Here is a 26,066-nt window from a genome sequence, read left to right as displayed (position 1 = left end):
ACACCCACTGCTGGGGGATCGTACTGCAAAACGTATCGGTGCTGAGTAGAGGCAGACGAGACCCACGTGGAAATTCTCCAGCAGACGCAATCAGGAGTATAGCGGAGTCTGTTGTGACGGTGGCTTGTACAGTATGAAAAACGACTTATTCAACCACTTCTGTCAATCGGTAGATGGCCACGGACTCCAACGAACTCCCCGTCGAAGCGCAGGCCTCAGTCGATTCGGGCGTCTATCTCTTTCACTCGAAGGCCGACTCACGTCTCACCGAAGTCTCGGTGAACCGCTACCGGCTATCGGTCCCCGGTGGTCGCGACCAGTCGACAGACCCGCAGACGCTCACTCAGTCCGCAGCCTACTGGCTTGACCAAGAACACGGAACGCCCGTGGGCAGCTCGGGGACGATGCACGTCATCTCGTTGACCGAGTTGTCTCGATCAGTGCAGGCGAAAGGGCACACCGTCAAACCTGAGAAAGTCGACGAGATTACGCTCACCCCAGACACTGAGCGTGGCCGCCAACAGATCAAGGGGCTGGTTCAGTCCTCGCTTCGGCGGGCAATCCCCGACTCGCTCTACTCCTTCCAGTTCCTCCAAGGAATCGTCCGCCGCGAAATCGAGTTCGGAGGCGATGGCTTCGACTTTGGAGCGCAGCGGAAACACACCGCGAAAGTACACATCACCGCTGATGGAACGGTTCTTCTCCAAGTCGAGGCGAGCCACAACCTCGTGACGATGAAGTCGCTGGAGAAAATGGTCTCGGAGGGGGATGACCTCCCGTCGTGGCGGGTCGAACACGATACAGAAGTCTACGGTAACGCTTCGACCGGATTCCTCCGTGGATGGAGTGACCTCCGATACAACGACCGCTCCGATGCGCTCGGAGAAGTAATCTCGGAGTATCACGAGGGGCTGCTTGATGAAGACGTCCGACAGCGACTCATCGAAACGAATCCACGATTAGTGAAAGTCGACTACGGTGGGTTCACCGGTGATCAGGTCCCCCGAGCGTTGAAACTGAGTCCTCGGACGGAGCAGGTCGAAGAGCAAGACTACGACTTCCACAACCTATTCACCTCACGTCGGGCCATGAAGCCCGATACCCGGTTTGACTACCTGAAGACATTCGTCGAGGATCTTCCTCCTTTGCCAGGGTTCGACCTGCAGTTTGAACCGGGACCGACAAACCACGGGTTCGACTACCTCGATATACGAGAGAACCAATCGCGGCTTGTCTACGGTGGTGGTGCGCATGCTTCAAAGCCGAGTACCGGTCTCAAGGACCACGGTGTGTTCAAATCACCGGGGGACTACTGGGTGGGCGTCCTCTACCCGACGCACTACGAAGACACCTACAAGCAGTTCATCGGGCTCCTCGCGAAGACGCTCTCACAGTGGGGGGCACCAGCAGGAACATCGGGCTACCCCTACGAACTAGGTCGCATTTCTGAGTACACCGACGTCTACCAGCAGTTACGTGAGGAAACGGACGTAGTCGTCGCGATGGTCCCCGACGAGGGAGCAGTAGACGACTTTGATGGATACGAGGATCCATACAGCGAACTCAAGCGGACGTTGATGCGACAGGGCATCCCGACCCAGATGCTCCAAAAGTCGACCGCCGAGGAGATCAACATGGCTTCCCAGAAGATCCCGAGCGACTCATTCACGAACATCGTGAGCGCTGTGGTCGCGAAAGCTGGGGGGACACCATGGCAAATCGAGGATATGCCCGGGGAGACGCAAGCGTTCATGGGGTTGGACGTCACCCGCGACTCACAAACAGGGCAGCACTCGGGGGCGAGTGCGAGCATCGTGATGCGGGATGGATCGACGTTCGCAGCAGAGTCCACTACACAACAAGCCGGTGAGAAGTTCGTCGCAGACCAGGTCGAGCAGTTCGTCCGTGACCTCATCTACGACTTCGCAGACGAGCAGGACGAACCGCTCGACCGCCTGACCATCTTCCGCGATGGCAAGGTCCACGAGGATATCGATGAGATTCGAGATGGACTCAGCGGCCTCGACGCAGAATTCGACATCGTGAGCGTACGGAAGCGAGACCAGACTCGCATTGCCAACTTCAACGGAACGAGATTCAATATCGCGCAGAAAGGTGTCGGATTCGTCGACCGTGAGCGTGAACAGGGGATTCTCCACGCCTTCGGGAAACCCGAAACGAATGATGCCAACAGCGTCGGGACGCCACGTACCTTCCGTCTCATCAAGAATTCTGGACCTACGGACATCGAGACGATCACTCGACAGGCGTACTGGCTCTCGGAGGTCCACTACGGGAGCCCCGCTCGGAGTACCCGGCTCCCAGTCCCGATCAAGTATGCAGATATGGCAGCGAAGTACGTTCGAGAGGGCTACGTAGATCCGGGGCGAGTCATCCGCGGCCCCGCGTATCTGTAGTTTAGGACTATGGCGCTATGCTGAATCGCCATCGGACGTCGGGATAAGGTCATCACGTGGGTGCTGAAGGCGGCCTGTACGCGGGCAGAGAGCGGTCGCGACCATGCGGGCGACCGCCGAGACCGAGACCACACTAAATTTCGCCACCATCTCCTCAAATTTCAGCACCCAATTCGGGCGCTGCCTAGTGATTCATCAGAACCGACTATGATAATCGCCCTAGGGCGTTCGAGATACTCTCCATAGTTATCATAGTGCGAACTGTTGGCTCAAGTAGGATTGCCACATAGTAGTTGAAGACTGGACCTGTGACATCTGTGCAGAGACATTGGGTGAGTTACAACGGTCTGCTTGGTGACGTGAGCACAGTCTTTGTGGGTAGTTTCGACTCCGCTCGTAGTGATTCAGATGTCGGACTTGAAACATTGGTTGGCGCTTGATTATAGACGTCCTCACCGGAGCCAGTTATTAAGTTGTGAGAAAGCCCATTACCATCTTCACCCGTGTCCAGTTATTCTGCTGTCTTATGTTTTAGACCAGTTCCTATAGCTCCTGAATCTGCTGTTCCGGGAACGCATACTAAGTATGGGGTCTGATCCTATCTCTGATATTTGATGAGCATCTTCGTCAAGAGTAGTTCGGTTTGGTTAGATTAGGTCTGACGTCTCCTCTTGTATGTGATCAGTGTAGTCCTCTTTCTGAAATTTCAGAGTTCCTTTTGCAGCCTGCTGCTCAAGATTTAGATTCGTGGCGATTTCAACGCTGATTTCCTCTGGAAATACCTCGTTTCCAAATGTTTTGGAGTCAATATTTTCTCGTCGATATGGGGATTCAATGGATAGGAACTCTCCGAATTTGCTCGGCCTAGCTAAGCTGCGAATCAGGTTTGCAATTTCCTGCTCCGTCACACTTCCTTGTTTTCTCGCTTCACGACGGCGCACATGTGCGCTACTGAGGGCGTTCCGATCGCCCTCGTTGCTGGCTTCGATCAATTCACGAGTGCGCTCGATACGATCGGTAACATCGTCAGGAATGCCTGTCGAGAAGCAAGGCTGAACACCGACCCGAATATTCAAATCAACGTTATTGATTTTGAAGTCTTGATAAATATCCTGCAATGTTTTTGGGTCTCGGATTGATGATTGGACCCAATACTGGTCTACACCACTTTTGCTCATTGGGTCTTCAGGAACGTTGAGGTCAATGATTTCCTTGAACACATCCTGATTGACATTCTCATTATTCAGCCGAAGCATGAAGTTCTCACCTGTAGGCAGTTTCTCAGGATCTAAAATCCAATAGTCCGCGTTCTGCTCCCACTTCGCACCAACAGGTCTGAAATCACCAGAAGAGAACATCTCTCGAATTTCATACCCTTCTTCCCTCGGGATTTTTATATTTCCGACTTTCCGCCCACGATTATCCGGCACTGTGATTTTCAAAGTCATCTCGCTGGTCCCGCTCCGATAATCGTAGGTAACAGATCGTGTATCCGGCTTATAACCGCTCAGATAGCTTTTCAAACGGTCAAGTGCCTCAATTACTCCAGAGATTCCTGCCGTAGCGCTAGCACCTGGCTCACTCATATCTCGTCCTCTAGTTGCCCTAATATCTCATCAGGATTCAATTTATGATGATCCCATTTCGTTTCAACTTCTACCTCGAGTATTCCACCATCCGAACGCTCGTCTTTGATATCGATTGGCACCCTAATTGACTGGTACTCGTTTCCAACCTTGTCTTTTAGTTCATAACTGAGTACAAACTCACGAACCCGACTCTCGATTTCCAAATGAGCATTAGGGTTTGTTATTCTCACATTCTCTGCGGGATGGCGGTCAACGGCATTTAGAATTGAGTCAAGGAGCATGACTTCAATGTGTTCATAAATATCTGCCTCATGATCATCGCCTTTTTCCAAGGCTTCTGCAATCCATTCTAATGTGGCATCATCAAATTCTTCTCGGAGCTTGTCCTCAAATGCTAATTCCCGTATTTCGTCGCCAAGCTCTCTCAACTCTTTATCAGGTATTTCAACGCCGTGGTCCTGTTTCCAATCTTCAGGGATGGGTCCCAACTTTTCGCTCTCTTTGGTAGCAATACCTGATTCGGCCATAGCTCGGAGTATATCATGGTGGATACTCTCCCCTTCTGAAATTAAGTCCCCCTCACCTTCTATATCCATCTCAACCTCTGCCATCCCAAACCCGATGTACTGCATATGAATTGGCAGAATAACCGACTCATCATCATCGTTTAATATAATTTCCTGAGGACTGTCAAGTAGCTTCAGCTGGGGTCGGATCGTAAATGTTTGCGAGTTTAATTCTCTTGTCTCACCGTTTCCTAATATGAATCTGGCCTGGATAGGTTGACCACTCATAGCATTTTCGAATATCTCTGGAATTTTGAACTTCGTGTTGAAATATCCTGGAACTAAGAAATCAGACTGATGAATTCGAATCAGTTTGTGATTTCCCCCATCTTCTGGAGATTCCACAGTAAAATCTGCAATATCCCCACTGATGTTGTAGCCGTCCACCAGTTCAACTGGTTCAGCGAGGCGTAGTTCCAACTCCTGTATTTCACCTTCCCAAAGAAGGTGTAGAGGTCTTTCCTCATTTGCTAACCCCCAAGGAGCAACAAAGAATTCCTCCAGAGCGAACTCCTCCCCGTCACTCGTTGAGTTTTCTCGATCCGGTTGGGGAGATGATTCAGACATCATTTCCTATCAATCACCCTTAGACAATATTGTTTCGCTGTCTTTTCAGTCCGACGTCCTCGCGGCCATCCCTGACCCCGGTGCTCGACAGCGATGCAGGAGGGTGGCTCTCTCGCGAGGCCCTCGCGCTCGTCTGTGAGTGCCGACCGAGCCGAGCAGTCGCTGGCACCGAATTCGTTGGTCGACCGCGGCAGGAGTGAGGCCCCCCACGAGAAGTGTAATGCACGCCGCCCACATACGGGGTGACATGGGCACCGAGACCGCACCCAAACCGCTCCCCGCTGGCGCGCATCGCGACGCTGCGGCCGCGTTCGCCGACCGGGCGCTGTCTCGACATACCAACGAAATCGCTGAGTTGTACGTCTTCGGCTCGACCGTGCGTGGTGAGGCGGCCGGTCGATCGAGCGACGTCGACGTCCTCGTCGTCCTCTCACGGGGCGCTGGCGACACCGTCGCCGAGTCACTCCGGGACCTGGCGTACGACGTGATGCTGGAGTACGGGCCCGTCGTCGAGCTTCACATCTTGGACGAATCGACCTTCGACGCGTATCGGCGGGAGGGCCACCCGTTCGTTCGACGCGTCCTCACCGAAGGGCAGTCGTATGCCTGAGGACGGCCCCGGGTCGGCCGAGGTCGAGGACCAACTCCGACAAGCTCGCGAAGCGTTCTCAGATGCCAGCGGCGCACGCGACGCCGGCCTTTCCGACGCGGTCGTTATCAACCGGTTGTACTACACCTGCTTCCACGCCGCCCAAGCCGCACTGTACGACCGTGGGCTCGACCCGACGACGCACGGCGGCGTCCTCTCGCTGTTCGGATCCGAACTGGTCGCTAGCGGCGAGGCCGCCCGGGAAGACGGTCGGTTTCTGAACGACCTCGGGGAACTGCGCCAGCGGGCGGACTACGGCTACGGAACGATCGACGAGAACGTCGACGCGCTGCTCGCGCGTACCCGTCGATTCCTCTCCGACGTCGAGGAACTCTGCTCGACCACCGACTGACTCAGCCAGCGTGTTGGCCTCGGGTCTCGATCACTCCTCGTAGCGGCAGGGTTCACGCGCTGCGCTCCCGTGTAGCGTTCGCTGGACTCTGTCTTCCCGAGCGACCAATTTGGACTGGTCGCTCTCCGGTCGTTGGTTCACCGACGGTCGGTCGTCGACACCGAACTCACTGGCCACTGGTTGAGCGAGTCGTCGCTCACGCTCGCGATGGTCGACAGTCGCCCCGAAGTCCTCGAGGGAAGTCTCGACGCTCGTCTCGGTGATCTCCAACGCTCCGGCCTCGCCAAAGGCCGTCTGAAACTCGATGTCTGGTTTCGTATTACTCATTGGAACGCCTCACCCCTGAGGCGTCGACAGACACCACGGGCGGTCACTCCGCGCGGAGTTCGGATGCTCGCTGAGCGAGTCGCCGCAACACGGGGACACGCTGTCGATGCTGGTTTTCGTAGGCCACGCACGCCCGGAGCGTCTCCAAATCGTGGATCGTCACGATACCGGCGGTGATGAGCGCCGGGTCAGCGGGGCCGAGTCGCTGTTCGGGGGTCAGCCCGCTCGACTCAGTCACGAGGGGCTCAGTCACCGGCGGTCACCTCGCTGTTGTCGTGCCGGAGGACACCATTGTGTCCGCTGTTTCCACTCGGGTCCTCGAGCCCCAGATGGTCGACGAGCAGCGGGTCGACCGCCTCTAGATTCACCCACGCAGGGATCTGGTCGTCACCACGCCACAGCGCCACGCGACGCGCATGTTTACACCCACCCGTGGGGTCGTTGTACTGCGCGTCTGGGCACGTGCATGCCCTTGTCTCGGCGTCGACGGTGTACTCTCGTCCTTCCTCGCTGTACACCCAGTACAGCCCTGGCGCGAACTCGTAGACCGCCAGTAACTCGCTCAGCGCTCGGACGTCTCGCGGGGCGGTCATCGCCAGCGGCGACTCCGAGTTGTCGACGCTCATCGCCCCTCACCACACCGACAGTGCGTCCGGACGTCCACTCGACGCAGGGCCTCGACCCCACACCCCGAACACCGGTAGTAGCACACCCCGGTCGACCGCCCGTAGCGGTCGTACTCCGGGATTGGGCCGGTGATCGTTGCCTCGCGATTCGACTCTCCGTAGTTCTCTGTGTCGTACATCACACGCGAGAATGCTCACGAGCACCCCCGCACCCCTCAGGGGGAGATACACGCCACTGGAGTCGCGAAGACCGATTACTCCTCGACGGGTTGGATGGCCCGAACCTCGTCGGCGAGCGCACGGACGTATGCTCGCAGGTCGTCCATGTCCTCGCGTGCCTCCTCGAGCGTTGTCGCCTTTACCTTCGCCGTAATGGTGTCCTGGTCGCGCGTTCCAGTCCCACGCTTCAGCTTCACGGTGAGCGAGACGCCCACGTCGGTTCGTTCGATGCGGTCGGTCAACTGTGCGTCCGGCTGCGTTGGTTCGCTAGTCATGATTCGAGGGTGCCTTCCAGCACCCTCGCCCCTCCAGGGTGCGACAGACACCACCGCGCAATCACACCCGTGTCTCGACCACCTGGTCGCCACCTGCTCAGAAGTGGACGTCGGCGGGGACGACCCAAAGCGGGTTTTCGTCATCCGCGTCGAGAACCCGGTCGAGCGCCTCGCGATGACGGATCCCCTGGCCGTGCTCGTCGTAGAGGTAGACTGAGGGCCCGCGATACGCGCCGAGCGCTCGGCAGGCGTGACGGGCCATCTCGTCGCCCATCAGTTCCTCATCAGAACACGCGGCCAGCGCCTCGCGGACACGCCCGAGCGTCCGGATGAACTCTCGTTCCGTTGCCTCCCACCCGCTGTCGAGGAGCCGCTGTCCAGCAGGCGAGTCGACCCGAGCCACCGTCGGCCGGTCGCCCCACCGTGCTGGTCCGGCCACCCGCGACGACGAGTCGTCGAACGTCACGTAGTAGTCGAACACCGCCGCCTGCGACAGATCACCGCCGGTCAGTCCGTCGAAGACGCTCTTCGCCTCGCTCAGTGCCTGCTCTGGGGTCGGTGCGCTCACGAGCGCGTAGATGAGTTGGTGCATTCCAAGACTCCGCTGGCTCCAACTACTCCGAAGCCAGCACCCCTGCTGGCGACGACAGACACCACGCGACTCCGTTACCCCACTGGAGAACTCGTTTGGGACTGTGGGGTAACGAATCCACGAGTGTGGCGGGCAGGGCGATTGGAGAATTCTTAAAATGACAGCCCAACGAATGGAACGTATCGGGTGTCAGAGGCCCCGATGGTCCCCCGCTTCTCGCCCTGGCTCAGGTTGGCGTTACGTGCAGTTCGTCATTGACGGCGTAGAGATACCCCTTCGAGAGGAGTTCATCGAGGAAGACGTCAGCGTCGACTGCGTCAAACCCATCGTCGGTGAGCACCGTCGCGGCCTCCTCACGAGAGAGTCCCTCAGCTCGATCGATCGGCTCGTCGAGAGTCTCGAGGGCATCGGTCGCGGCGGCACTCAACTGCGTGCGGTCGTTTCGAGGCATACGCCGGATAACGTACGATTGCGCCTCTGTGGGTATCAACCTATGGCAGCCGTCTAACAGACGACCCCGGAAAGAAGAGACTGCAAGGTCGCGCTCAGACGATCTCGACCTCGATATGCTCGCGCAACTCCGCCCAGCGCGCTCTGAGAGTGACCGTCGAGATGTCCGCTGCCTCCGCCAACTCCGCCTGCGTGACGCTCTCGACGCGTGCCTCGGCGACCAGATACAGCGCCGCGGCGGCCACCCCCGCGGGATGCTTCCCGTTGGTCAGGCCGCGCTCTTGGGCCTGCTCGGTGACATGCGCCCCCTGTCGCCGTGTCCCATCTGAGAGCCCGACCGTCGAGGCGAGTCCGGGCACGTACGCGCCCGGTGGGACGGGCACCGAAGGCAAGGAGAGCTCACGATTCAGCACTGAGTAGGCGTGTTCGACCCGTCCGTCAGCAACCCGAGTGAGTGCCGCAACGTCACCACAGGTGCGAGGAAGACCGTTCGTCCGGCAGATCGCGTAGACAGCCGCCCCCGCCATCGCTTCGACTGACCGACCTAACAGGAGGGACTCGCTCTGAGCCCGTCGGAACAGCGCACACGCCTGTTCAATAATGGAATCCGCAAGGTCCATCTCGCCCGCGATTCGCCGCACTTCACCCAGACCGTGTGCGAGATTCCGGTCAGCCGTCGACTGCCACGTCGCCCGAGACTGCTGACGTCGCAGCCGTGAGAGCTGCCGCCGTTTCCGTCCAGAGAGCGTCTTCCCGCGCCCGTCGCGTTTCCACCCGATCTCCGTCGACAGTCCCCGGTCGTGACGCCGTTCGGTGAGTGGGGCACCCGTCCGTTCGCGCTCCGCGGAGTCGAACGGCCGCCACTCCGGCCCCCGGTCGATGTGCTGCTCGTCGAGGATGAGCCCACAGTCCTCGCACACGGTCTCTTGGCTGGTCGTCCGCACCACGCCATCGCACTCCGGACAACTCTTCGTGTACTGGTTGGTCGCTTCTCGATGCTCATCGAAGCCCGTCTGGTAGATGTCTCGAGTCGACATTGCTGGTGTCGCGAGGCATTGTTCAGAACACCCCGCACCCCTCAGGGGGCGAAAAACACCACCGGCTGGCGCGGTGAGCGATGCAGATCGAGATGGTGGTTGATACTTGTCACTGGGGGCGTGCATGGTTTGCCGGAATTGTTAGACACAGAGCGTGGGTCTATCACGAGCGAGTTTTGTTACGGTGCGATTTTCACCATTTGGAGTTTGTACGTCGTGTTCTGATAGGTGACGTACCCGGTCGTCTCACGGGCGACCTGCCACGCCTCTGCTGGGTCGCGGTCGGCGTTGGTCGGTGGGAGGCGGTCGGAGGCGGCAACGAGTGTCCGAATGTCTGCTGGAGCCGTTTCATCACTCTGGCCGCTCCACGTAACGGGTTCGTCTGCTTCGATTGCAGTTATCACCGCCGTTCGTTGCTCCTCTGTGAGATTTGCATCTGCGAGTGTTGGGGCCTCGACATCAAGCGCCGATACGTTGCTGACCACGCTGACAGTTACTTCAATGTCAACCGGGTACGTGGTACCGTGGACGCCCCCTGTCGTCTGCGTCGGTGATGCTGTTGGGTCCGGTGTCGGGGTGGTTTCGGTAATAGGCGTTCCAGAAGGCGATGCGTTGAACGCTCCACAACCTGCGAGCGACACCGAGAGGCACACGAGCAGGAGGCAACAGAGCGATTTTCGGTTGGGGTGGACCATGATGAAAATATTCTCACTTGTGGTAAGTACTTTCTGTGACTCAGACATTATCGGACCGCTGTTAGACTCGCGGCACGTGTCTAACAGCTGAGTCACGCCGAATCAGACTGAAACAAAGTCGCCACCCGGACCAGAGGGAGTGTCGTAGGGGTCTGTTTGTAGCTTCCCACCGGGAGTGCGATGTCTGACACCTACGGAGAGTCCTTCGAAACGACGTTCGTCGAGGAGTCCGCACTCGATGTCGGCTTTTCGGCGTTCCTCGCTGAGCGCTTCGACCGCACACCCGAGGAAGTTGAATACCCCCGCGATGCCCCACGAACCGAACCGGAGCGCCGCATCGGACTCGCTCGCGAGCTCATCCTCGCGGGCGGGAATCGAACGGGGTTCAGCCACCACACCGACGTCCAGGTCTCCCTGCGCCGCTGTGAGCATCCCGACGTGACCGACGAGGCCGTCCGGTCGATTCGTATCGGCGCGCTCCGAACCGGTGTGTTCTCCGGGGAAACTGCCGAGCGCGTCGAGAAGGCCGACGTCATCCTCGCCTGGGCCAGCACCGCCATCGACGACGACGTCCTGCAGGAGATCGAGACCGACTACGCCGAGCGCGTGGTGGGCCTCTGGGAGGCCGCAGCGGAGGACGTGGAGTACGACGCATTCATCGACGACTTCGCCGAGGACCCCCCCGACCACGTCGACGGCTGGACCAAGACCGACGTCGACCACGACGACGTGCTGTTGGCCTACACCGCAGTCGTTCACGGGACGCCCGTCATCGCCGCCATCTACGAAAACGAACGAGGCCAGCGCCGCGCCCACGAGTGGACGCTCGAGAACTGGCACGCGACGGGCGGTGACCCCCACGACACCCAGCCCAACCGCCACATCCTCCTGCTCGCGAGCGAACTCGACGTTCACGACGCGCTATACACCCATCTCACCACCTACGACGGCGAGCCCATCCCGACCACCGGAACGTTTAAGCCCACCGATGCGGCGTGAATATGGTCGCGAGACACCCGCTCCCGTCTGGATTCGCGTCTTCCACGCCCTGCTCGGAATGGAGGACCCAGCGATGAGCCAGAAGACCGAGGCCGAGATCGTCGCCGACCTCATGGCGTATCTTCGCGCCCACGATGTCTGTCTGGCCGTCGACCGAGCCTCCGGCACCGAGTGGATTCGTGCGACCGGGTCGGGCTGGGAACGCGCCGACGCGTCGGGTCGGGACTCGCTCACCGAAGCGGCGCTGCGGGCCATCATCAAAGCGAACGCCTACCAAGTCGTGCCGATGGATGCCGCCGGCCCCGCACCGGGCGACTCACTCTGGGAGGACAGCTAACCAGTCGCCTCGCTCTCGCAGGGGTGTTTCTAGCCTCCGAGAGTGGTGAGAGACCCATGATCTTGAGTCACGACGACGTCGAGTGGAACACACGAGCGATGGCCCGCTCCCGACCGACCGAGGGCATCGAACCGTCGACGGCCTCCATCATCGTCCGACAGTTCGCGACGTGCCCGGAGTGCGACGCCGATATCGACCCGGACGTCACCGACGCCATCGTCGAGGACCGCGACGTGTTCTGGCGACGCGAAGGCCGACGAACCGCACCCCACGAGTGCGACGGCTGTGCGAGTGCTCTCAGCATCTTCGTCGAGGAGAAGGCGTTCGGCGTCATCAGCGCGCGTCAACTCCCCGACTGGGCCAGCGACTCCGAGACGGTGGTCTTCATCGAAGTCGCCGGCCAGGACGCGTATCTCGTCGTGAACACCTACCACATCGCCGTTCGCGCACTCGACGTCGAAGCCGACCAGCCGGAGGCGAGTGCCTGAGCCATGTCGGGCCACGAGACAGCCGAACCCGATGAGGCACCGGGGGCAGTCACCATCCTTCCGGCGTCCGAGTCGTTCGACGAACGCGTGTTCGCCATCGAGGGCAAGCCCGCTGCCGAGGACGAGGAGCTGGCCACCACCATCGTCACAGACCTACGAACGGTCATCGAGCGGGCGAGTGGTCCCGAGCGCCGCGTCACCCGCGCGCTCGCCAGTCACGACGGCACCCGCGCGCATCTCGACATTCAGGGCTCGTTCCCGGGTCGAGGCCACGGCTACGAGGCGGACACCCGATTCTCGGAGGTGTTCCTCGCCGCCACCGACCCCACCGTCTTCGAGAGGTCGGTCGAACTCGATATCCCCGACACGGAGTGAGTCAATCTACCCCGCGACCCGCCCGTTAGTTCATCGCACCGTGACTGTTTTCCGTATGCATATCTCCGACTGACTGATGCCCTCTCGACGAACGCTCTTGGGGTCGGTCGTCGGCGCGCTCACTGGGTTGAGCGGCTGTAGCGCGTTGACGAACCACGACCGCGAGCCAACACCGACGACGCCGATTGGCACGCCGACCGGCGAGCAGCCGGACCTATCGTTCGACCTCGATAAGGTCGACTTTGAGCAGTTTCGGCTGGAGTACACCGGGTCGGACCCCTTCTACAGTGATGAGCTGCACCTCCGGTATCACACGTCGATGAAGAAGCTCGCCACCCACTCGTGGCAGACGCCCCGGACGGTCGTCGGACCGCAGGACAGTGCCGGGCGAATACTCAACGCCTATCCGGGGACGAAGGTGCGGGCGACGTGGACGGGTGGTGAAGAGCCGGTGTCGGCAGAAGTCACGGCCCCGAATCGGAGTCCGCCGTGGGTCGACGACCCACCGACGGTGCGATTCTCGTTTCGGCGAATGAGCGCCGGAACGGTTCAGGTGGGCTACGACGGTGGCGACGAGGTCAAGGACCACCGCCTGAGGGTGAAGTACTCCGACCGAGACGCGCGAGGGCATACCGAGCGGTGGGCGGGGTCGGGAAAGCCACTCCGTGAGGGGATGGCCACCCGAACGCGTGAGCCCGTGAGAGAAGGCACCACTGTCTCGGTCTGGTGGAAATCGAAGCACGGCGCGTGGGAGATCGGGAAGCATCGCGTTCCCGAGACGACCACCACTCCGAACTGAGCGGCCGTCGGTCGCCAGCCGTACAGACTGGGTTGTCTCCGCAGTACCCCCGGCCTCGGTGGGTTCGGTCGTGAACGGGCTGCCGCGCCTCCGCTACGTTTCTTTCACAACAGCTTGTGGTGATTCAGCTGTTAGACACGTGCCGCGTGTGTATCGATTGGTCACTTGCTCCGAGCGAAGAGTAGAGTCAGCACGGTGAGTGCGCTGACACTGATAGCGGCGACGAGTGGATTTCCACTACTCTCCGCGAAGACGGCGAAGAGGAAGCTTCCGGAGACGATAGCTCCGAGGAGGGCGAAGCGTTGGTCCATATAAGTCTGAAGAATACTTGAGCAATTAGCTGTTTTGCTGAGGCGTTAGACTCACGCTCTGTATCTAACATTACCGGCAAGGTGTGCGGCGTCACTCCTCGGCTTCTTCACGCCGTATCCGGTGGTAGTCGTTTCTGAGCCACTTGAACGGCGTCTCGTGCCTCGCTTTTACGATGAGTTCGGAGTGGCCGTCCTGCTGGTCGACGCGCTCCATCTTGATGGCGAGGCCGCCGTCCGGTGGCTCGTACAACCGGACGCGCGCTCGGTGGTCCTCGGCGCTGTCGAACTGCACATCTTCGAGCACCGTCCACTCGTCGGGGTACACGATGTCGTCGTGGCCGACGCGGTCCTCGTAGGTGTACTGCATCGCCGCCTTGTCGATGGCGACGAGTCGGTCCAGATCCTCCTCGGTGACGAACGAACGGACGCACTCCGACTCCCCTTCCTTCGTGTCCTTGCGCCACAGTTCGAGGTGCAGGTCGCCGTTGCTCTCGCGTTTGAGATAGAGCCAGCTGTGGATGCGCGTGTCTTTCTGCCACCGTTTGGTGCCTCCACGAATCGAGGCGTTCGTCACCGTCTCCCACTCGTAGGGCAGTTCAACGGTCTCCATCTGGTCCCAGAGCCAGTCTGAGTGGATCGTCTTGAGGACCTCGGCGGGGAACAGCACCTCGACCTCGACCGACTCGGGCGGCTCGCGGAGGTCGTCGACGAATGCCGGCGTTCCACTCCAGGCGGTGACCGGAGGGACGGCGCTCGGCCAGACGGTGTGAATCTGGGCCTCGTCGATGACCAGCGAGGTCCCATCGAAATCGTCAGGACCGACCCACAACACACTGAACTCGGCGGCGGTGAAATCGCGGGTGACACGTTCGATATCCTTCGCGTGATTCCGGTACTGGACCTCGACGACCAGCCCTCGCCCCCACTCGGGGTGTGGCTCTTCGAACGTCACGCAGATGTCGGCCCGGCGTATTCGGTCGGTGCCCACGGGGGCTGCGGTTCGCTCGGTGTCGCTGGTGGCTCCGGTGCTGGCGGTGAGCGTGGTTTGCTCGGTGGCCCCGGTTGGTTCGGTTTGTTCGGTGTCTGCGGTGTGTACGGTTCGTGCGGTGTGTCCAGTGGCCTCGGTGTCGGGGGTGGGTCGGAACCGTGGAACAGGAATGGTCTCCTCGACCGTCACGGTCGCGTCGGTGAACCGACGAGCGAGCGTATCCGCGGCGAGCGATTTGAGTCGAGAGTGGACGTCGGACTCACCGGGGCAGTCGGTTTCGCGCAGGTGGACGAAGTGGCGAGCGACGGCGGTCTCCTGGCGGTGGTATGCTCGGCGAACGGTCAGCGGGTCGCCACAGACAGGACACCACAGGTCGTCGTCGGCGTCAACGGTCACTGGCAGCACACGGGGGACGTCGTCAGCTGGGGGAATCGTTGTCGGCGGGGTGGTCGCAGTGCGAATCGCGCGGTAGGGCATCGTAGGCCCACCGTTTGACCGACAGTACATAAACGTCCAACTGGCCTTCGGTGAAAGTGAAACGAGCTACCAACGCAATTCAAACCACTGGGATCGTGCCCCAACTTGGTCACATCTCCGATGGTACTCTCAGAGTACGCCGATTATCCACTGCCAGTTCGGAATCGGCTGACGTCAACGTCTACAGGAAGGTCGTCGAAGTCGTCGTCACCACCGACGAGGAGCGTCGCATCGTGTTCATCGGCGAGTGCAACCGCGTGTGCATCGGCAAGTGAAATGTGTCCATCCGCTTTGACCTCGGCCGCCAATCGCCAGTCAGCGCGTGCGAGGGTCAAGCCTCTCCGTTCGAGCGACCGGAGATCACGGTCGGCGAGCCGCAGCGACTCGGTCGTTGGGGTATCGTCTTCTGCTCCCTCGAACCGCGCGACGAGATACAGGACTTCACACGCATTCGTCTCGGCGAGATAGCCAGTCGTGTCTCCGTCGAAGACCGCTTTCAACAGGTCTGCGACGACATCGTGCCCCGGTTCGTCGTACAGGAAGGCGATAATCGCCTCCGTGTCGAAGACGTACGACTCGGTCATTCAGCCTCGTCCTCACCGCTGGGTCGCAGTCGCTCGACGCGCTCTGTCTCGCGCTGGCGCTCCCGTTCTCTCTCTGCTCGAACCTTCGCGAGCACGTCGCCGGACTCGTGGTCGCCCGCGTGGATGCCGTGGAGTTCCTCGAACGTTGGCACTGGCTCGATGATGAGTCGGCCATCTTCCGTGTAGACGAACACCTCTCCGGGGGCCTCGATACCGAACTCCTCACGCAGCATCTTCGGGATTGTCGCCTGCCCCTTTTGGCTGACTCGAACGACCATTGGTCGCCGCCAGCTGGCTGCCATCTCTGGTAGTAGCTACGAGCTCAAGTAATACAAAGCTATCGCGGTAATACCTCTATTCAGAATTCAGAAAATTGGCGCTCGGAGCCTCTGTCGGCTGAGTTCGAAACATCTACAGCGGAAACGTGGGGTGTACTGTCGAGTGGTATCGAACAGCTAGTGAGACTTCCGAGCTGCTCTGACAGCTTGTCTCGGCCACGCGTATCCACATGGGTCGGTTGGTTCTCTTTCCAGCTCTGCTTGGTCCGGGGATCGTAGTGCTTTCTGAGCGTCCAGATCGAAACATCGAACCTGCTGGGCGGTGACGCTCACGCTATGGCCCTCTCCGATGGCTTACGTGTGTCGTTGGTGGTGCTTCTCATTCTCCCCAGAACCAATACTTTGCGATGAGAACTTGAACGAGGAGAAAGCCAACGGTGATCACCGTAAACTGCCAACCAGAGAACCACTGACTGCTGACCATCCAACCGCCGACTAAGATGAGTGTGCTGAGTAAATACCACATCTTCTTGCGCTCAGACGAGGCTGCTGTCATCTCAAGACCACCCAATACATCGGTCAGCCCGCGGCAACCGTCTCCCAAATCAAAGCGAGGTTGTTCAAGCCTGGAATGACGCCGACGATTACGACGATCACCAACAACCAGCGACCGTAGGGAGAATCGGCTTCGGACTCGTTCGAAAATAGATACAACGCACCTGTAAGGACACCGATCTTGACGACGAGCAGCGCCCAGCCGACGCCGATGGACGGCGCCGTGGGGAGCTCACTGGCAACCGAGAGAATCTGACGAGAGACAAAGACCTGCTCTGTGAACGAAAGAAGGTCAACGCCGACGATCGTCGATACTCCATCAAATACCTGTGCGAACACCGCTGACGCCCCGAAGAGGCCAGTCCGCTGTGGAATCAGGGGAACGAACATCTCGAACACCCACCAGATACCTACGGTCAGAAGGAGCGACGCCCCGATGACACCGAGTACCCACGAGAGTGCGGGACACTCAGTAATCGGGCAGCCGAACGCGATGGCCGACCGTGACTCGAAGCGAACGATACTCGACGCATTGGAGAGTTTGAGGTTCGAGAGGACGCTGTGCTGTTGTATCTCCTGTGATATTCTCATACGTACTCTCCCCCATCGGACGCCGCGAAAGGGGCAACTGCCGCGTTTTTCTGAGCGACCCAAGCGAGCCTGGGCATATAGACACCGATGACGAGCAGTGGGGCGAATCCCGCTGCGAGAACGAACGGGAGCGCGAGCGCCATCACATCTGGTGTGAGCGTTCCTGTCGAGACAGCATGGTACCCGAGAAGGCCCGCTGCCAGGATGAGTTGCCCCGGGATGCCTACGTACAGGATGAGGCGTGAGACGTATGCGAGTTCCTTCTGAATGTAGATTGTCCTGAAGTACTTTCGCGCGACGTCGATGTATACGAGAGTGTCGTGGAGGCGGCCCAACACCTCATCTGAGGTAGTAGACAGCGAATCATCTAGACCCGCTCGAAGTCTATCGATCTCGTGTAGCTGTTTCGCGTGGTTCGTCCCGAGTGTTGCCAAGATTACGGAGTAGACGCCGGGCTCAGCAGGTTCGAGCGCATCCATTACTGTTTCCGCATCCGTCTGCAGTGATGCAGCCAACCGTTCAACGGTCGACTGTTCGGAAGGTCGAACTATCTCGTCACTTGCTTGACCGAGTGCTTCCGCGTCGCGAGCAAGTGTCTCGTGGAGTTTCACCAGGAACCGCCCCGGTGTCACTGGGGGAACATCGTCGACGACCTCATCCACTGTCTCTCGGTACGTGAGCGCCTCATCGAGCCGCTGGTGCAGTTCGCCAGGTGCTCCAAGCTCGCGTGAGAGGACGAGTTGATTGATGGAAATAACGACCGTAATCAACGTGAGATTCCCACCGAGAAACCCGCTCAGGAGGAATGACATGGGGCTTGACGAATCACCCGTTAGGACGCCAACACCGACTAGCAGCGCGGTCACCCCCGCGATTGCAGCCAACGACAGTCCAAGTAAGACAAGTCGACTGCCACTCACCATTCCCCACCTGAGCAGACGGTTGTTCGGCAGACCGTCCTGTACTGAGAACTCGGATTGGCCTGCCTCAACCATGGGTCGATTTATCACGACGGGGCCTTGAGAACGGATGATATTCTCGTCGCCACCTCTCGACGACCGAACGACTGAGACCCATCTCTACCACACCATTGTCGGGCATCGCTCTTTGCACCTCTGGCTTACAATCTAAACCAGTACACTGCCCCGGCCGCTACGAAGGGGGTAATTGCCCAACGTGGTGAGAAGTCGGGGCCACAGGGGTCTGCTCACCACCGTTTACACGCTATCGGCCCACTTCTCAAAAACCGTTCGAGAATCCGCGGCCTAGAACCTCCGCCTCGATAGTCGGTTTGAGTGGGCATAGTTGGGAATAGGCGATTGTGCTTCACCATGTCCATTGTTAGCATATACAATATAATGTACTCCTGAACTTTCGAATCAAATGGCTACGAAGACGAGAGCGTCTACGGAATCCGAGACTGTACGAGGAAGGGGAATCTAACTGTGAGTCTCTGAGGAGTTTCCTCAGACACACCGTTCAATGACGGGGACGTAGTCGCTCCGTTCGTCTTCGCCGAAGATACGCTGGAACATAGTGACGTTCTCAATGAGGTACTCGTAGAGTCGACTCTCGTTGAAGTCCTCAATCTCGAGACAGAGGTGGGTGGGAGATTCGTGAACTACCCACCCCACCGCTCACTCGTTGAGAAAGAGGCTTTCGCCTCAATTCAGGTAAATGGCCAGAGAGGTATACTACTTCACTCAAGTCGCTCTCTACGGGTCTCGAACTCTTCATCAGAGATGTCGCCACGTGCGTACGCGCGTCGAAGCTCCTCTATAGCAGGATCGCTCGACTCAGTGGCATTCAATAGGCGTCGGACGGCGAGGTAGCCTCCACCCAAGACGAGCAGCAGGAAGAGGAACTGTAGAACTGCACCAACTATCCACCACCCCGACCCCGCTCTACTGCCGTACATCATCCCACCGAATCCCATCATCCCTCCGATCCCCATCACCCCCATCCAGAGCAGTGGCAGGCCAACTAGCACGATGAGAAGCAGTACGAGAAGCGTTGACGTACCAAAAACGGTTCGTAGTCGCCATGATCAGGCCTCCACCGATTCGAACTTTTGCCCAACCGTCCTGAGAACACGCGCGAATCGGTCGTGGACCTCCGATGCAATAACATCGAGCGCCGGGGTGTCAGCAACCCCGACGAGTTGTTCGGGGTCCACCGCCCGTACGACGACTTCCTCGTCCATCTCGTAGACGACGACATTACATGGAAGCAACGCGCCAAGTTCGGGCTCTTCGGTCATCCCTTCGTGGGCGAGTTCTGGGTTGCATGCACCCAGAATCCGATAGCGTTGAAACTCGGCGTCGAGTTTCCTCGCGAACGTCTCTTGAACGTCGATGTCACAGAGAACACCGAATCCCTCTTGGTCAAGTGCGTCTATCGTGGCCGATACGACCTCATCGAAGTTGCCCCTGAGTCGCACCGAGTTTGTATAGCCCATAGTGTGCAATACTACTCGTTCGTTTTTATTCGTGTTGGCTTAGAATCACGACTGTCGAAGGCGACGGTTCTGAATCTCTCACGGACACGTTTGGAGTTAGTAGACAGACTGAGCGCTCATTAGCTTTGGATTCGTAGGGGAAACAGCATTGAACGATGATTGGCTAGTGTCAACTATGGGCGTGACAACAGCTGAACGTGAATCGTACGATGCTGCATCGAGAACTGAACAGATTCGACTGAATAGCCTTGCGTTCGCTGAAGCAGCGGCAGTCGTTTCGGCTGGGGTGATGCTTCTCCTCGGAATCTTCGGCACGATCGGGATTTACGAAGGCGCAGTGAGGATGATGGAACAGTGGCATCTGTTCTTCGAACCAACGATACTCGGGACTGCTGGAGGGATGGTCGAAGCCGCAGTGATTAGCTTCGTTCTCACGTATGCACTCATCGGGTTGTACAATCTCTTCGCTCGATGACCCCTGACACAGGCTACGGCCCGTTTTCCATGGCTCCGACGACTAAATCGTTGTAAGAGTATCCAGATGATGTACAACGCGATACTGATCCCGACCAATGGGAGTGACCACGCGGAGTGTGTGGCAGAGCCCACAACTGAAATCGCTCGAGCGAACGATGCAACGATCCACATACTGCACGTCGTTGATAGTACACCGATAGAGCGGAAACTTGCACTCACAGAGGTAGACGTTGAGGAGCAGTCGCCACCAGATAATTGGGTCTCAAGAGGAGACCAGATAACGGAGCAACTCGCTCTCCGAGTTTCTGACCAGCACCTCGATGTGGTGACGGAAGTCCGATTTGGCATCCCTGCTCGGGAGATTCGTACATTTATCGACGACCACGACATTGACCTCGTGAGTATGGGGACACGCGGTACAACAGGTCTTCAAAGGTATCTCTTAGGCAGCGTTTCGTCGACCATCATCCGGAGCGTCGACGTCCCTGTTCTTTGCCTTAACTTGAACACACCGGAGACACCCCGGAAACACGCCAAAGGGGAGCCATTCGAGAACGTGCTCGTCCCCGTCGATGGGAGCAAGCTAAGTCACGCAGCGCTGGACCATGCGATGGCGATTGTGAGGGCGTTTGATACCACTATCCATCTCCTGTATGTCGCCGATTCTCGTGCATACTCGACGAAACCTGGCAGAACGTGGTCTGACATAGAGGAGACGCTCGAACAAGCTGGGAGAAGCGAACTCGTTCGTGTTGCCTCTCAGGCGGAATCAGCGGACCTCAAAACCGTGCAAGCTCTCCGACATGGCATCCCCCATAGAAGAATCCTGGAATACATCGACGAATTCGATATCGACATGGTCGCGATGGGAACACATGGTCGCTCGGGAATCAACCGGGCACTCATTGGCAGCACGACGAGTCGTGTTCTTCGAGAGACCTCCATTCCCGTTTTGTCAGTCCGGAAACTCACCTGAACGTGCCCGCCCTCGTTCAAACTACTCGAATCACGACTCAAGAGTTGGCGAGGCTGCGTGGACGACTTCAGCGAGGCTTTTGAGTTGCGCCGTAACGTGTGCACTCTCGCCAGTTAAGTGGACGATGAGGTCGTCAAACGTGATGATTCCGGCCATGGCACCCTCATCAACAACCGGCACTCGCCGGACGCCCGATTGAGTCATATGATGGAGTAGCCGGGGGACGCGTGCTTGGGCATCGATAGTCAACGGATCTGCAGTCATCACGTCGGTGGCAGTGAGGTCTGCTGCTACATCCCCTCTGAGGACGTTCGTATCGAATTCGTCTGTCAGGAGATGGATTGTAAGATCTCGGTCGGTGACGATTCCGACGATATCGCCATCGTCTGTGACGATGGCATCGCCCACTCTCTCGTCAGCCATTAGCTGAGCAATCTCACCGACCGGCGTCGTTTTCGAGACGCTCACGACGTCCGGTCGTGCAATGCCTCCCACTCGAAGATCGAGATCAGTACGTTCAGTGGACATCGCTTGTCGCAGTTCAACCGCCATCTCAAAAGAGTTATTGAAATTATACGTTGTAGAAGCATTAGGAGAAAGCCCACGACTTCAGGTGTCGGTGTGCTACTCAGTGAGTGGAATGATCCATCCTATCGGGGTGTGCAGTGGGATGCTCACGAGAGTACTTGGTTGGGTGTTGCTGGAACGTCTCTTTACACCGATTCGAGCAGAAGTAGTAGGTCTCACCGTAGTGGGTGAGACTGGGGCCGCTCTCGTCGGTGCGCATCCCACAGACTGGATCACGGTGCTGGCCCGGTGCCCCGAGCCCCCGACGATAGACGTAGAAGAGGAACCCTGAGAGGGCGAAGGCGAACAGATTGAGGTAGAACGTGTAGTTCAGTTCGAAGTACATCTGCTCGGAGGCGGTCTGTCCGCCGGCGAGATTGGGGACAATGCCCAACGCGTCGAACAGCTCTTCCATCAGGAAGCCCGTGAACGCCATCGTCACAAAGAACACGACGAAGATGTATGCCATCACCTGCCAGCCGTAGTACTTCCGGTAGACGTTCAGCACAGGGATCGTGATGAGGTCGGCGTAGACGAACGCGATGACGCCTGCGAAACTGACGCCGCCACCCCACAAGGCGACTGCAAACGGGACGTTACCGATACTGCCGACGAAGCTCACAACGGCGATCGTGACACCCATCACGGCGTTCTCCGCGCTCACGAGCAGTCCATCCCCACGCAGGAACAGCGCGTTCCACACCGACTGTGGGACGAAAACGATGACGAACCCCGAAATGAGAAAGCCCGCGACGACGTCTCTCCAGATCATCGACCACTCCTTGCGGTACTGGTTGCCGAGTTTGTACCACCCGCCCCACGAGAGCAGTTCGTCACGCCAGCCACCGGCACTGGCAATTTCCTGCTGGTAGGTCTCCAGACACCCGGCCGAACAGAACTCGAGGGTCTCCCCACCGTCGGTCACGACCGAGTGTTCTTTTGAGCCTTCCATCCCGCAGGTCGGGTCTTCGGTGACGCCCGCCTCGGCATCGCGCTGGTTCAATGCTGTGCGGACTTCCTCGAAGCGATTCTCAGGGAGGGTCACGTGGACGATGAGCGCCATCACCGCGATGAGAATGAGTCCCCCCAGAAGTTCGGCGACCAGAAACTCCCACCCCAGCAAGATGAGAATCATCAATCCGAGTTCGACGATGAGGTTCGTCGAGGCGAACATGAACGCCAGCACGTTCACCGCGTGTGCTCCTTTCTTGAACAACCCCTTGCCGATAGCGACCGCCCCGAAGCTACACCCACTACTCGCTGCACCGAACACGGTCGCTTTCGCGAGGCTTCCGATGTCTTCGGTTCCGAGAACCTTCGCCATCCGTTCTTTTGAGACGTAGACCTGGACGAAGCTCGTGATGACGAGCCCCATGATGATGGCCCACGCGGCCGTCCAGAGGAACCCCACGCCAATTCGCAGCGATTCAAAGACGCCGTCGAGGAGTGCCACTTGCATACCTAGAGATTGACAACCGTGGGCTATGCCAGTGTTGCTTAACAGACTCAGACAGAGATGCACAGGACACCAACGGGCCGAAACGGAGGTCTCGATCGATTATCACCTATCGATCACCGGAATTTGGAACTCTTCGGGCTAATCAGTTGACGAATGCTTTATCTCCGGTTAGACAGACTCAGAACACCTGTCCCGGTCCCGGTCTCGCTTTGGTTTCATCGGTAGAGGGCACCCTTGGCAGAAGTCACGAAAGAAGAACCAGCATAAGCAGCCAAGACGTAAGTGACAGGCAAGGATAAAGACAGCCACCAATGCGCGAATAATGGAATGAATAGGGCCGCCACTACCGAGGATGGTCCTCAGAGTGCCTCCGATGTAGGGTGCCGGGGAACCAATCGAAGATAGAGGAGGAGAGGAACAGTCCCCCTCCATGAGGGCCAATCGATAGGACAGCATACCGAACGACAACAATCGAACGACATCATGACGACACACCAAAACCACGATGGAACCAGTGAGGGTGGAGGCGACTCCCATAAGCATGGGATGAGGGACGAAGACCACCACGCACATACGGACCACAGCGGCCACGAACGGATGTTCCGTCGTCGCTTCTGGGTGTCACTAGTCCTCTCGATTCCGGTTATCTACTTCAGTGAGTTCATCCAGGAGGTGGTCGGTTACACCGCGCCGACGTTCCCGGGGAGTGTCTGGATTACACCGGTACTCTCGGTCGTCGTCTTCGCGTACGGTGGCGTGCCGTTTCTCTCGATGGCCCGGACAGAACTCACCAATCGCGAACCGGGGATGATGATGCTCATCTCGCTCGCAATCACCGTCGCGTTCGTCTACTCCATCGCGAGTCTGTTTTTGCCGGGGACGACGCCGTTCTTCTGGGAGCTCGTCACGCTCATCGACATCATGCTGCTGGGCCACTGGATGGAGATGCGCTCGGTCCGCCAAGCATCCGGCGCACTCGACGAACTGGCCAAACTCATGCCCGACACCGCCGAGCGTGTCACCGAGAGCGGCGATGTCGAGGAGGTGGCCGTCTCCGACCTTTCGGAGGGTGACGTCGTCCTCGTTCGGCCAGGTGCGTCGGTGCCAGCAGATGGTGATGTGGTTGAGGGAGAATCATCGGTAGACGAGTCGATGATTACGGGTGAGTCCAGATCAGTCGGAAAGGAACCGGGCGACGAGGTAGTCGCCGGGACCGTCAACCAGGACGGCAGTCTCCGCGTCCAAGTGACGAAGACCGGCAACGAGACGGCGCTCGCAGGTATCATGCGGCTCGTCGACGAAGCCCAGCAGTCGAAGTCCCGGACCCAGGTGCTCGCCGACCGCGCCGCCGGGTGGCTGTTCTACGTCGCGCTCGGCGTCGCCGCCGTCACCGCCGTCGCGTGGACACTGGCAACTGGCTTCGAGATTGCTGTTCTCGAACGGGTCGTTACCGTCCTAGTCATCGCCTGCCCGCACGCACTGGGGCTCGCGGTCCCCCTCGTCGTCGCCATCAACACCTCGACGGCCGCCCAGAACGGGATGTTGATTCGCGACCGTATCGCCATGGAAGAGGCTCGAAACCTCGATACCGTGATGTTCGACAAGACCGGGACGCTGACCAAGGGCGAGCAAGGTGTCGTCGGCATTGAGACCGTCGAGGGGTACGACGAACAGCGAGCACTCGCCATCGCCGCCGGTGTCGAAGGCGACTCCGAGCACATGATCGCCCGCGCGATTCGCACCGCTGCAAGCGAACGTGAGGTCGAACGGGTCTCCGTCTCGACGTTCGAGAACCTCCGCGGACTCGGTGTTCGGGCGACAGTAGCTCCTGAAATGGTTCCTGCCTCGACTCGGCCGAGCAATTCGTCGAGTAACCCGAGCAAGGGCGAGACGATCCACCTGGGCGGACCGAATCTCCTCGACCGACTCGGTGTCGAGCGGCCGCACTCCATTGTCGCCTTCGCCGACGAGGCCGGGAAGAACGCCCAGACGGTCATCTACCTCGTTCACGAGGAGTCGAGCGTCGTGGCGGCGTTCGCACTCGCGGACGTGATTCGTGCAGAGAGCAGGCAGGCGATCGACGCCCTCCACGCGATGGGTATCGAGGTGGCGATGCTGACGGGGGACTCCGAGGACGTCGCCCGCGCGGTCGCCGAGGAGTTGGGCATCGACCAGTACTTCGCCGAGGTCCTCCCCGACGAGAAGGACACGACGGTCGCCCAGCTCCAGTCGGAGGGAAAACTCGTCGCGATGGTCGGCGACGGCGTCAACGACGCGCCAGCGCTCGCGAGGGCGGACGTCGGCATCGCCATCGGGTCCGGAACCGATGTCGCTATCGAGTCCGGCGACATCGTCCTCGTCGACAACGACCCGAGAGACGTCGTTCGGCTCGTCCGCCTCTCGGCGGCGAGCTACCGGAAGATGCAGGAGAACCTCGTCTGGGCGACGGGCTACAACGTCGTCGCACTCCCGCTCGCAGCGGGTCTGCTCGCCCCCGTCGGCATCCTCCTTTCACCGGCCATCGGGGCGGTGTTCATGTCGCTCTCGACCATCATCGTCGCCATCAACGCTCGGCGGCTCAAAGGAATCGACCTCTCAACATGACGACGTTGGTTGTCGGTGGAGACGGGCTTGCCATGATGATTGGTGCCGATGGACTCAAACAGTGTCGAGCAACAGGCGTCGCTGCCGTAGCTGTCTCGAAGACTATTCGAGATGCACAGGCCCTCAACGGTGGCAATCACGTACACTGTCTATCCGATGCAAACCTGATTCTTGACGTCGTACACGAGAACGGATACCAGCTCACAACTAGTCGATGGGCCCACGAGGTAACTTGGGCCCCTCGTCAGTCTCTGGTTGGTGAGCGAAGGCAGAGACACACTGAGAACAGGAACGACCCGAAGGTGGTCATCGATGTTCACCGGGGCCATCACACTCTTTGTCGCAGCCCAACGCACGTGTCTGGAAACGATATCGGAGCAGA

Annotated in this window: 32 protein-coding genes; 11 read left to right on the top strand and 21 right to left on the bottom strand. The window is 59.0% G+C overall.

Annotated elements, in window-relative coordinates; genetic code table 11:
* Positions 1 to 173: 173 nt before the first annotated feature.
* Complete coding sequence (locus GQS65_RS04675) at positions 174 to 2,417, top strand: Piwi domain-containing protein (protein WP_158203514.1); 2,244 nt, start codon at positions 174 to 176, stop codon at positions 2,415 to 2,417.
* Positions 2,418 to 3,064: 647 nt separating this feature from the next.
* Here GQS65_RS04675 and GQS65_RS04670 read toward each other — a convergent pair.
* Both GQS65_RS04670 and GQS65_RS04665 read right to left on the bottom strand, forming a co-directional pair.
* On the bottom strand, positions 3,065 to 4,003 hold the full coding sequence (locus GQS65_RS04670; RefSeq protein ID WP_158203513.1) for a hypothetical protein: 939 nt from the start codon (positions 4,001 to 4,003) through the stop codon (positions 3,065 to 3,067).
* Positions 4,000 to 5,139 (bottom strand): hypothetical protein, encoded by a 1,140-nt coding sequence (locus GQS65_RS04665; protein ID WP_158203512.1) that lies wholly within the window; start codon positions 5,137 to 5,139, stop codon positions 4,000 to 4,002. The genes GQS65_RS04670 and GQS65_RS04665 overlap by 4 nt, the downstream gene beginning before the upstream one ends.
* A 247-nt stretch (positions 5,140 to 5,386) precedes the next feature.
* Between GQS65_RS04665 and GQS65_RS04660 the strand changes: the two genes are divergently transcribed.
* Together GQS65_RS04660 and GQS65_RS04655 are read left to right on the top strand one after the other, a co-directional pair.
* On the top strand, positions 5,387 to 5,749 hold the full coding sequence (locus GQS65_RS04660; RefSeq protein WP_158203511.1) for a nucleotidyltransferase domain-containing protein: 363 nt from the start codon (positions 5,387 to 5,389) through the stop codon (positions 5,747 to 5,749).
* Complete coding sequence (locus tag GQS65_RS04655; protein ID WP_158203510.1) at positions 5,742 to 6,140, top strand: HEPN domain-containing protein; 399 nt, start codon at positions 5,742 to 5,744, stop codon at positions 6,138 to 6,140. The genes GQS65_RS04660 and GQS65_RS04655 overlap by 8 nt, the downstream gene beginning before the upstream one ends.
* Positions 6,141 to 6,170: 30 nt before the next feature.
* On the opposite strand, the gene GQS65_RS22090 is transcribed toward GQS65_RS04655, so the two are convergent.
* The 8 genes from GQS65_RS22090 to GQS65_RS04620 form a co-directional block, all read right to left on the bottom strand.
* Positions 6,171 to 6,467, bottom strand: coding sequence for a hypothetical protein (locus tag GQS65_RS22090; protein WP_368279832.1), 297 nt, complete (start codon positions 6,465 to 6,467; stop codon positions 6,171 to 6,173).
* Positions 6,468 to 6,510: 43 nt separating this feature from the next.
* Entirely contained in the window at positions 6,511 to 6,720 is a 210-nt protein-coding gene (locus tag GQS65_RS04650) for a hypothetical protein (RefSeq protein WP_158203509.1), read from the bottom strand.
* Positions 6,713 to 7,093: a hypothetical protein gene (locus GQS65_RS04645; RefSeq protein ID WP_158203508.1), complete on the bottom strand. Its 381-nt coding sequence runs from the start codon at positions 7,091 to 7,093 to the stop codon at positions 6,713 to 6,715. Before GQS65_RS04645 ends, GQS65_RS04650 begins: the two co-directional genes overlap by 8 nt.
* A gap of 254 nt (positions 7,094 to 7,347) precedes the next feature.
* Positions 7,348 to 7,587 carry a DUF7389 domain-containing protein gene (locus GQS65_RS04640; protein ID WP_158203507.1) on the bottom strand — a complete coding sequence of 80 codons (240 nt, stop codon included), beginning with the start codon at positions 7,585 to 7,587 and terminating at the stop codon, positions 7,348 to 7,350.
* 97 nt (positions 7,588 to 7,684) lie between these two features.
* Positions 7,685 to 8,179: a hypothetical protein gene (locus GQS65_RS04635; protein ID WP_158203506.1), complete on the bottom strand. Its 495-nt coding sequence runs from the start codon at positions 8,177 to 8,179 to the stop codon at positions 7,685 to 7,687.
* Positions 8,180 to 8,405: 226 nt separating this feature from the next.
* Positions 8,406 to 8,630: a hypothetical protein gene (locus GQS65_RS04630; protein WP_158203505.1), complete on the bottom strand. Its 225-nt coding sequence runs from the start codon at positions 8,628 to 8,630 to the stop codon at positions 8,406 to 8,408.
* Between the two features lie 94 nt (positions 8,631 to 8,724).
* On the bottom strand, positions 8,725 to 9,666 hold the full coding sequence (locus GQS65_RS04625) for a transcription initiation factor IIB (protein WP_158203504.1): 942 nt from the start codon (positions 9,664 to 9,666) through the stop codon (positions 8,725 to 8,727).
* 179 nt (positions 9,667 to 9,845) lie between these two features.
* Positions 9,846 to 10,361 carry a hypothetical protein gene (locus GQS65_RS04620; protein ID WP_158203503.1) on the bottom strand — a complete coding sequence of 172 codons (516 nt, stop codon included), beginning with the start codon at positions 10,359 to 10,361 and terminating at the stop codon, positions 9,846 to 9,848.
* 180 nt (positions 10,362 to 10,541) lie between these two features.
* Here GQS65_RS04620 and GQS65_RS04615 point away from each other — a divergent pair, with 180 nt between their 5' ends.
* From GQS65_RS04615 to GQS65_RS04595, 5 genes are all read left to right on the top strand, one after another.
* The gene (locus GQS65_RS04615; protein WP_158203502.1) at positions 10,542 to 11,360 is read left to right on the top strand and encodes a hypothetical protein; all 819 of its coding nucleotides are present in this window, start codon (positions 10,542 to 10,544) and stop codon (positions 11,358 to 11,360) included.
* Positions 11,350 to 11,697, top strand: coding sequence for a hypothetical protein (locus GQS65_RS04610; RefSeq protein ID WP_158203501.1), 348 nt, complete (start codon positions 11,350 to 11,352; stop codon positions 11,695 to 11,697). Before GQS65_RS04615 ends, GQS65_RS04610 begins: the two co-directional genes overlap by 11 nt.
* Before the next feature lie 56 nt (positions 11,698 to 11,753).
* Positions 11,754 to 12,185, top strand: coding sequence for a hypothetical protein (locus GQS65_RS04605; RefSeq protein WP_158203500.1), 432 nt, complete (start codon positions 11,754 to 11,756; stop codon positions 12,183 to 12,185).
* Between the two features lie 3 nt (positions 12,186 to 12,188).
* On the top strand, positions 12,189 to 12,560 hold the full coding sequence (locus GQS65_RS04600) for a hypothetical protein (protein WP_158203499.1): 372 nt from the start codon (positions 12,189 to 12,191) through the stop codon (positions 12,558 to 12,560).
* A 76-nt stretch (positions 12,561 to 12,636) separates the two neighbouring features.
* The gene (locus tag GQS65_RS04595) at positions 12,637 to 13,359 is read left to right on the top strand and encodes a hypothetical protein (protein ID WP_158203498.1); all 723 of its coding nucleotides are present in this window, start codon (positions 12,637 to 12,639) and stop codon (positions 13,357 to 13,359) included.
* A 161-nt stretch (positions 13,360 to 13,520) separates the two neighbouring features.
* On the opposite strand, the gene GQS65_RS04590 is transcribed toward GQS65_RS04595, so the two are convergent.
* From GQS65_RS04590 to GQS65_RS04550, 9 genes are all read right to left on the bottom strand, one after another.
* Positions 13,521 to 13,670, bottom strand: a complete 150-nt coding sequence (locus GQS65_RS04590) for a hypothetical protein (RefSeq protein WP_158203497.1) — start codon at positions 13,668 to 13,670, stop codon at positions 13,521 to 13,523.
* 91 nt (positions 13,671 to 13,761) lie between these two features.
* Positions 13,762 to 15,054: a hypothetical protein gene (locus GQS65_RS04585; RefSeq protein WP_158203496.1), complete on the bottom strand. Its 1,293-nt coding sequence runs from the start codon at positions 15,052 to 15,054 to the stop codon at positions 13,762 to 13,764.
* Between the two features lie 224 nt (positions 15,055 to 15,278).
* Positions 15,279 to 15,719, bottom strand: coding sequence for a PIN domain-containing protein (locus tag GQS65_RS04580; protein ID WP_158203495.1), 441 nt, complete (start codon positions 15,717 to 15,719; stop codon positions 15,279 to 15,281).
* On the bottom strand, positions 15,716 to 16,021 hold the full coding sequence (locus tag GQS65_RS04575; protein WP_158203494.1) for an AbrB/MazE/SpoVT family DNA-binding domain-containing protein: 306 nt from the start codon (positions 16,019 to 16,021) through the stop codon (positions 15,716 to 15,718). Before GQS65_RS04575 ends, GQS65_RS04580 begins: the two co-directional genes overlap by 4 nt.
* Before the next feature lie 555 nt (positions 16,022 to 16,576).
* On the bottom strand, positions 16,577 to 17,143 hold the full coding sequence (locus tag GQS65_RS04570; protein ID WP_158203493.1) for a DUF63 family protein: 567 nt from the start codon (positions 17,141 to 17,143) through the stop codon (positions 16,577 to 16,579).
* Positions 17,140 to 17,955: a hypothetical protein gene (locus tag GQS65_RS04565; protein ID WP_158203492.1), complete on the bottom strand. Its 816-nt coding sequence runs from the start codon at positions 17,953 to 17,955 to the stop codon at positions 17,140 to 17,142. The genes GQS65_RS04570 and GQS65_RS04565 overlap by 4 nt, the downstream gene beginning before the upstream one ends.
* Before the next feature lie 654 nt (positions 17,956 to 18,609).
* Complete coding sequence (locus tag GQS65_RS04560; RefSeq protein WP_158203491.1) at positions 18,610 to 18,777, bottom strand: hypothetical protein; 168 nt, start codon at positions 18,775 to 18,777, stop codon at positions 18,610 to 18,612.
* A gap of 65 nt (positions 18,778 to 18,842) precedes the next feature.
* Positions 18,843 to 19,145 carry an SHOCT domain-containing protein gene (locus tag GQS65_RS04555; protein ID WP_233265038.1) on the bottom strand — a complete coding sequence of 101 codons (303 nt, stop codon included), beginning with the start codon at positions 19,143 to 19,145 and terminating at the stop codon, positions 18,843 to 18,845.
* A gap of 45 nt (positions 19,146 to 19,190) precedes the next feature.
* Positions 19,191 to 19,601 carry a DUF302 domain-containing protein gene (locus GQS65_RS04550; RefSeq protein ID WP_158203490.1) on the bottom strand — a complete coding sequence of 137 codons (411 nt, stop codon included), beginning with the start codon at positions 19,599 to 19,601 and terminating at the stop codon, positions 19,191 to 19,193.
* Between the two features lie 175 nt (positions 19,602 to 19,776).
* Here GQS65_RS04550 and GQS65_RS21595 point away from each other — a divergent pair, with 175 nt between their 5' ends.
* Both GQS65_RS21595 and GQS65_RS04540 read left to right on the top strand, forming a co-directional pair.
* Positions 19,777 to 20,076, top strand: a complete 300-nt coding sequence (locus GQS65_RS21595; RefSeq protein ID WP_233265032.1) for a hypothetical protein — start codon at positions 19,777 to 19,779, stop codon at positions 20,074 to 20,076.
* A 66-nt stretch (positions 20,077 to 20,142) separates the two neighbouring features.
* Positions 20,143 to 21,054, top strand: a complete 912-nt coding sequence (locus tag GQS65_RS04540) for a universal stress protein (RefSeq protein WP_158203489.1) — start codon at positions 20,143 to 20,145, stop codon at positions 21,052 to 21,054.
* Positions 21,055 to 21,084: 30 nt separating this feature from the next.
* On the opposite strand, the gene GQS65_RS04535 is transcribed toward GQS65_RS04540, so the two are convergent.
* Together GQS65_RS04535 and GQS65_RS04530 are read right to left on the bottom strand one after the other, a co-directional pair.
* Positions 21,085 to 21,582 carry a CBS domain-containing protein gene (locus tag GQS65_RS04535; RefSeq protein WP_158203488.1) on the bottom strand — a complete coding sequence of 166 codons (498 nt, stop codon included), beginning with the start codon at positions 21,580 to 21,582 and terminating at the stop codon, positions 21,085 to 21,087.
* A 100-nt stretch (positions 21,583 to 21,682) separates the two neighbouring features.
* A complete protein-coding gene (locus GQS65_RS04530; RefSeq protein ID WP_158203487.1) occupies positions 21,683 to 23,080 on the bottom strand; it encodes a permease in 1,398 nt (465 codons plus the stop codon).
* 483 nt (positions 23,081 to 23,563) lie between these two features.
* Between GQS65_RS04530 and GQS65_RS04525 the strand changes: the two genes are divergently transcribed.
* Positions 23,564 to 25,684, top strand: a complete 2,121-nt coding sequence (locus GQS65_RS04525) for a heavy metal translocating P-type ATPase (protein ID WP_199268400.1) — start codon at positions 23,564 to 23,566, stop codon at positions 25,682 to 25,684.
* Positions 25,685 to 26,066: the final 382 nt, after the last annotated feature.

The sequence above is a fragment of the Halomarina oriensis genome (assembly GCF_009791395.1).
Lineage (GTDB): Archaea > Halobacteriota > Halobacteria > Halobacteriales > Haloarculaceae > Halomarina > Halomarina oriensis.
The sequence above is the reverse complement of the archived record's forward strand: the minus strand, read 5'-3'. Positions and strand labels throughout refer to the sequence as shown.

Excerpts from the sequence above, each read along its gene's own strand:
- GQS65_RS04535 (WP_158203488.1), bottom strand. The coding sequence starts at position 21,582 with ATGTCCACTGAACGTACTGATCTCGATCTTCGAGTGGGAGGCATTGCA.
- GQS65_RS04625 (WP_158203504.1), bottom strand. The coding sequence starts at position 9,666 with ATGTCGACTCGAGACATCTACCAGACGGGCTTCGATGAGCATCGAGAA.
- GQS65_RS22090 (WP_368279832.1), bottom strand. The coding sequence starts at position 6,467 with ATGAGTAATACGAAACCAGACATCGAGTTTCAGACGGCCTTTGGCGAG.
- GQS65_RS04565 (WP_158203492.1), bottom strand. The coding sequence starts at position 17,955 with ATGTCATTCCTCCTGAGCGGGTTTCTCGGTGGGAATCTCACGTTGATT.
- GQS65_RS04600 (WP_158203499.1), top strand. The coding sequence starts at position 12,189 with ATGTCGGGCCACGAGACAGCCGAACCCGATGAGGCACCGGGGGCAGTC.
- GQS65_RS04620 (WP_158203503.1), bottom strand. The coding sequence starts at position 10,361 with ATGGTCCACCCCAACCGAAAATCGCTCTGTTGCCTCCTGCTCGTGTGC.
- GQS65_RS04590 (WP_158203497.1), bottom strand. The coding sequence starts at position 13,670 with ATGGACCAACGCTTCGCCCTCCTCGGAGCTATCGTCTCCGGAAGCTTC.
- GQS65_RS04655 (WP_158203510.1), top strand. The coding sequence starts at position 5,742 with ATGCCTGAGGACGGCCCCGGGTCGGCCGAGGTCGAGGACCAACTCCGA.
- GQS65_RS04645 (WP_158203508.1), bottom strand. The coding sequence starts at position 7,093 with ATGAGCGTCGACAACTCGGAGTCGCCGCTGGCGATGACCGCCCCGCGA.
- GQS65_RS04635 (WP_158203506.1), bottom strand. The coding sequence starts at position 8,179 with ATGCACCAACTCATCTACGCGCTCGTGAGCGCACCGACCCCAGAGCAG.
- GQS65_RS04665 (WP_158203512.1), bottom strand. The coding sequence starts at position 5,139 with ATGTCTGAATCATCTCCCCAACCGGATCGAGAAAACTCAACGAGTGAC.
- GQS65_RS21595 (WP_233265032.1), top strand. The coding sequence starts at position 19,777 with ATGGGCGTGACAACAGCTGAACGTGAATCGTACGATGCTGCATCGAGA.
- GQS65_RS04615 (WP_158203502.1), top strand. The coding sequence starts at position 10,542 with ATGTCTGACACCTACGGAGAGTCCTTCGAAACGACGTTCGTCGAGGAG.
- GQS65_RS04670 (WP_158203513.1), bottom strand. The coding sequence starts at position 4,003 with ATGAGTGAGCCAGGTGCTAGCGCTACGGCAGGAATCTCTGGAGTAATT.
- GQS65_RS04575 (WP_158203494.1), bottom strand. The coding sequence starts at position 16,021 with ATGGCAGCCAGCTGGCGGCGACCAATGGTCGTTCGAGTCAGCCAAAAG.
- GQS65_RS04580 (WP_158203495.1), bottom strand. The coding sequence starts at position 15,719 with ATGACCGAGTCGTACGTCTTCGACACGGAGGCGATTATCGCCTTCCTG.
- GQS65_RS04605 (WP_158203500.1), top strand. The coding sequence starts at position 11,754 with ATGATCTTGAGTCACGACGACGTCGAGTGGAACACACGAGCGATGGCC.
- GQS65_RS04660 (WP_158203511.1), top strand. The coding sequence starts at position 5,387 with ATGGGCACCGAGACCGCACCCAAACCGCTCCCCGCTGGCGCGCATCGC.
- GQS65_RS04570 (WP_158203493.1), bottom strand. The coding sequence starts at position 17,143 with ATGAGAATATCACAGGAGATACAACAGCACAGCGTCCTCTCGAACCTC.
- GQS65_RS04595 (WP_158203498.1), top strand. The coding sequence starts at position 12,637 with ATGCCCTCTCGACGAACGCTCTTGGGGTCGGTCGTCGGCGCGCTCACT.
- GQS65_RS04525 (WP_199268400.1), top strand. The coding sequence starts at position 23,564 with ATGACGACACACCAAAACCACGATGGAACCAGTGAGGGTGGAGGCGAC.
- GQS65_RS04610 (WP_158203501.1), top strand. The coding sequence starts at position 11,350 with ATGCGGCGTGAATATGGTCGCGAGACACCCGCTCCCGTCTGGATTCGC.
- GQS65_RS04540 (WP_158203489.1), top strand. The coding sequence starts at position 20,143 with ATGATGTACAACGCGATACTGATCCCGACCAATGGGAGTGACCACGCG.
- GQS65_RS04640 (WP_158203507.1), bottom strand. The coding sequence starts at position 7,587 with ATGACTAGCGAACCAACGCAGCCGGACGCACAGTTGACCGACCGCATC.
- GQS65_RS04550 (WP_158203490.1), bottom strand. The coding sequence starts at position 19,601 with ATGGGCTATACAAACTCGGTGCGACTCAGGGGCAACTTCGATGAGGTC.
- GQS65_RS04675 (WP_158203514.1), top strand. The coding sequence starts at position 174 with ATGGCCACGGACTCCAACGAACTCCCCGTCGAAGCGCAGGCCTCAGTC.
- GQS65_RS04530 (WP_158203487.1), bottom strand. The coding sequence starts at position 23,080 with ATGCAAGTGGCACTCCTCGACGGCGTCTTTGAATCGCTGCGAATTGGC.
- GQS65_RS04630 (WP_158203505.1), bottom strand. The coding sequence starts at position 8,630 with ATGCCTCGAAACGACCGCACGCAGTTGAGTGCCGCCGCGACCGATGCC.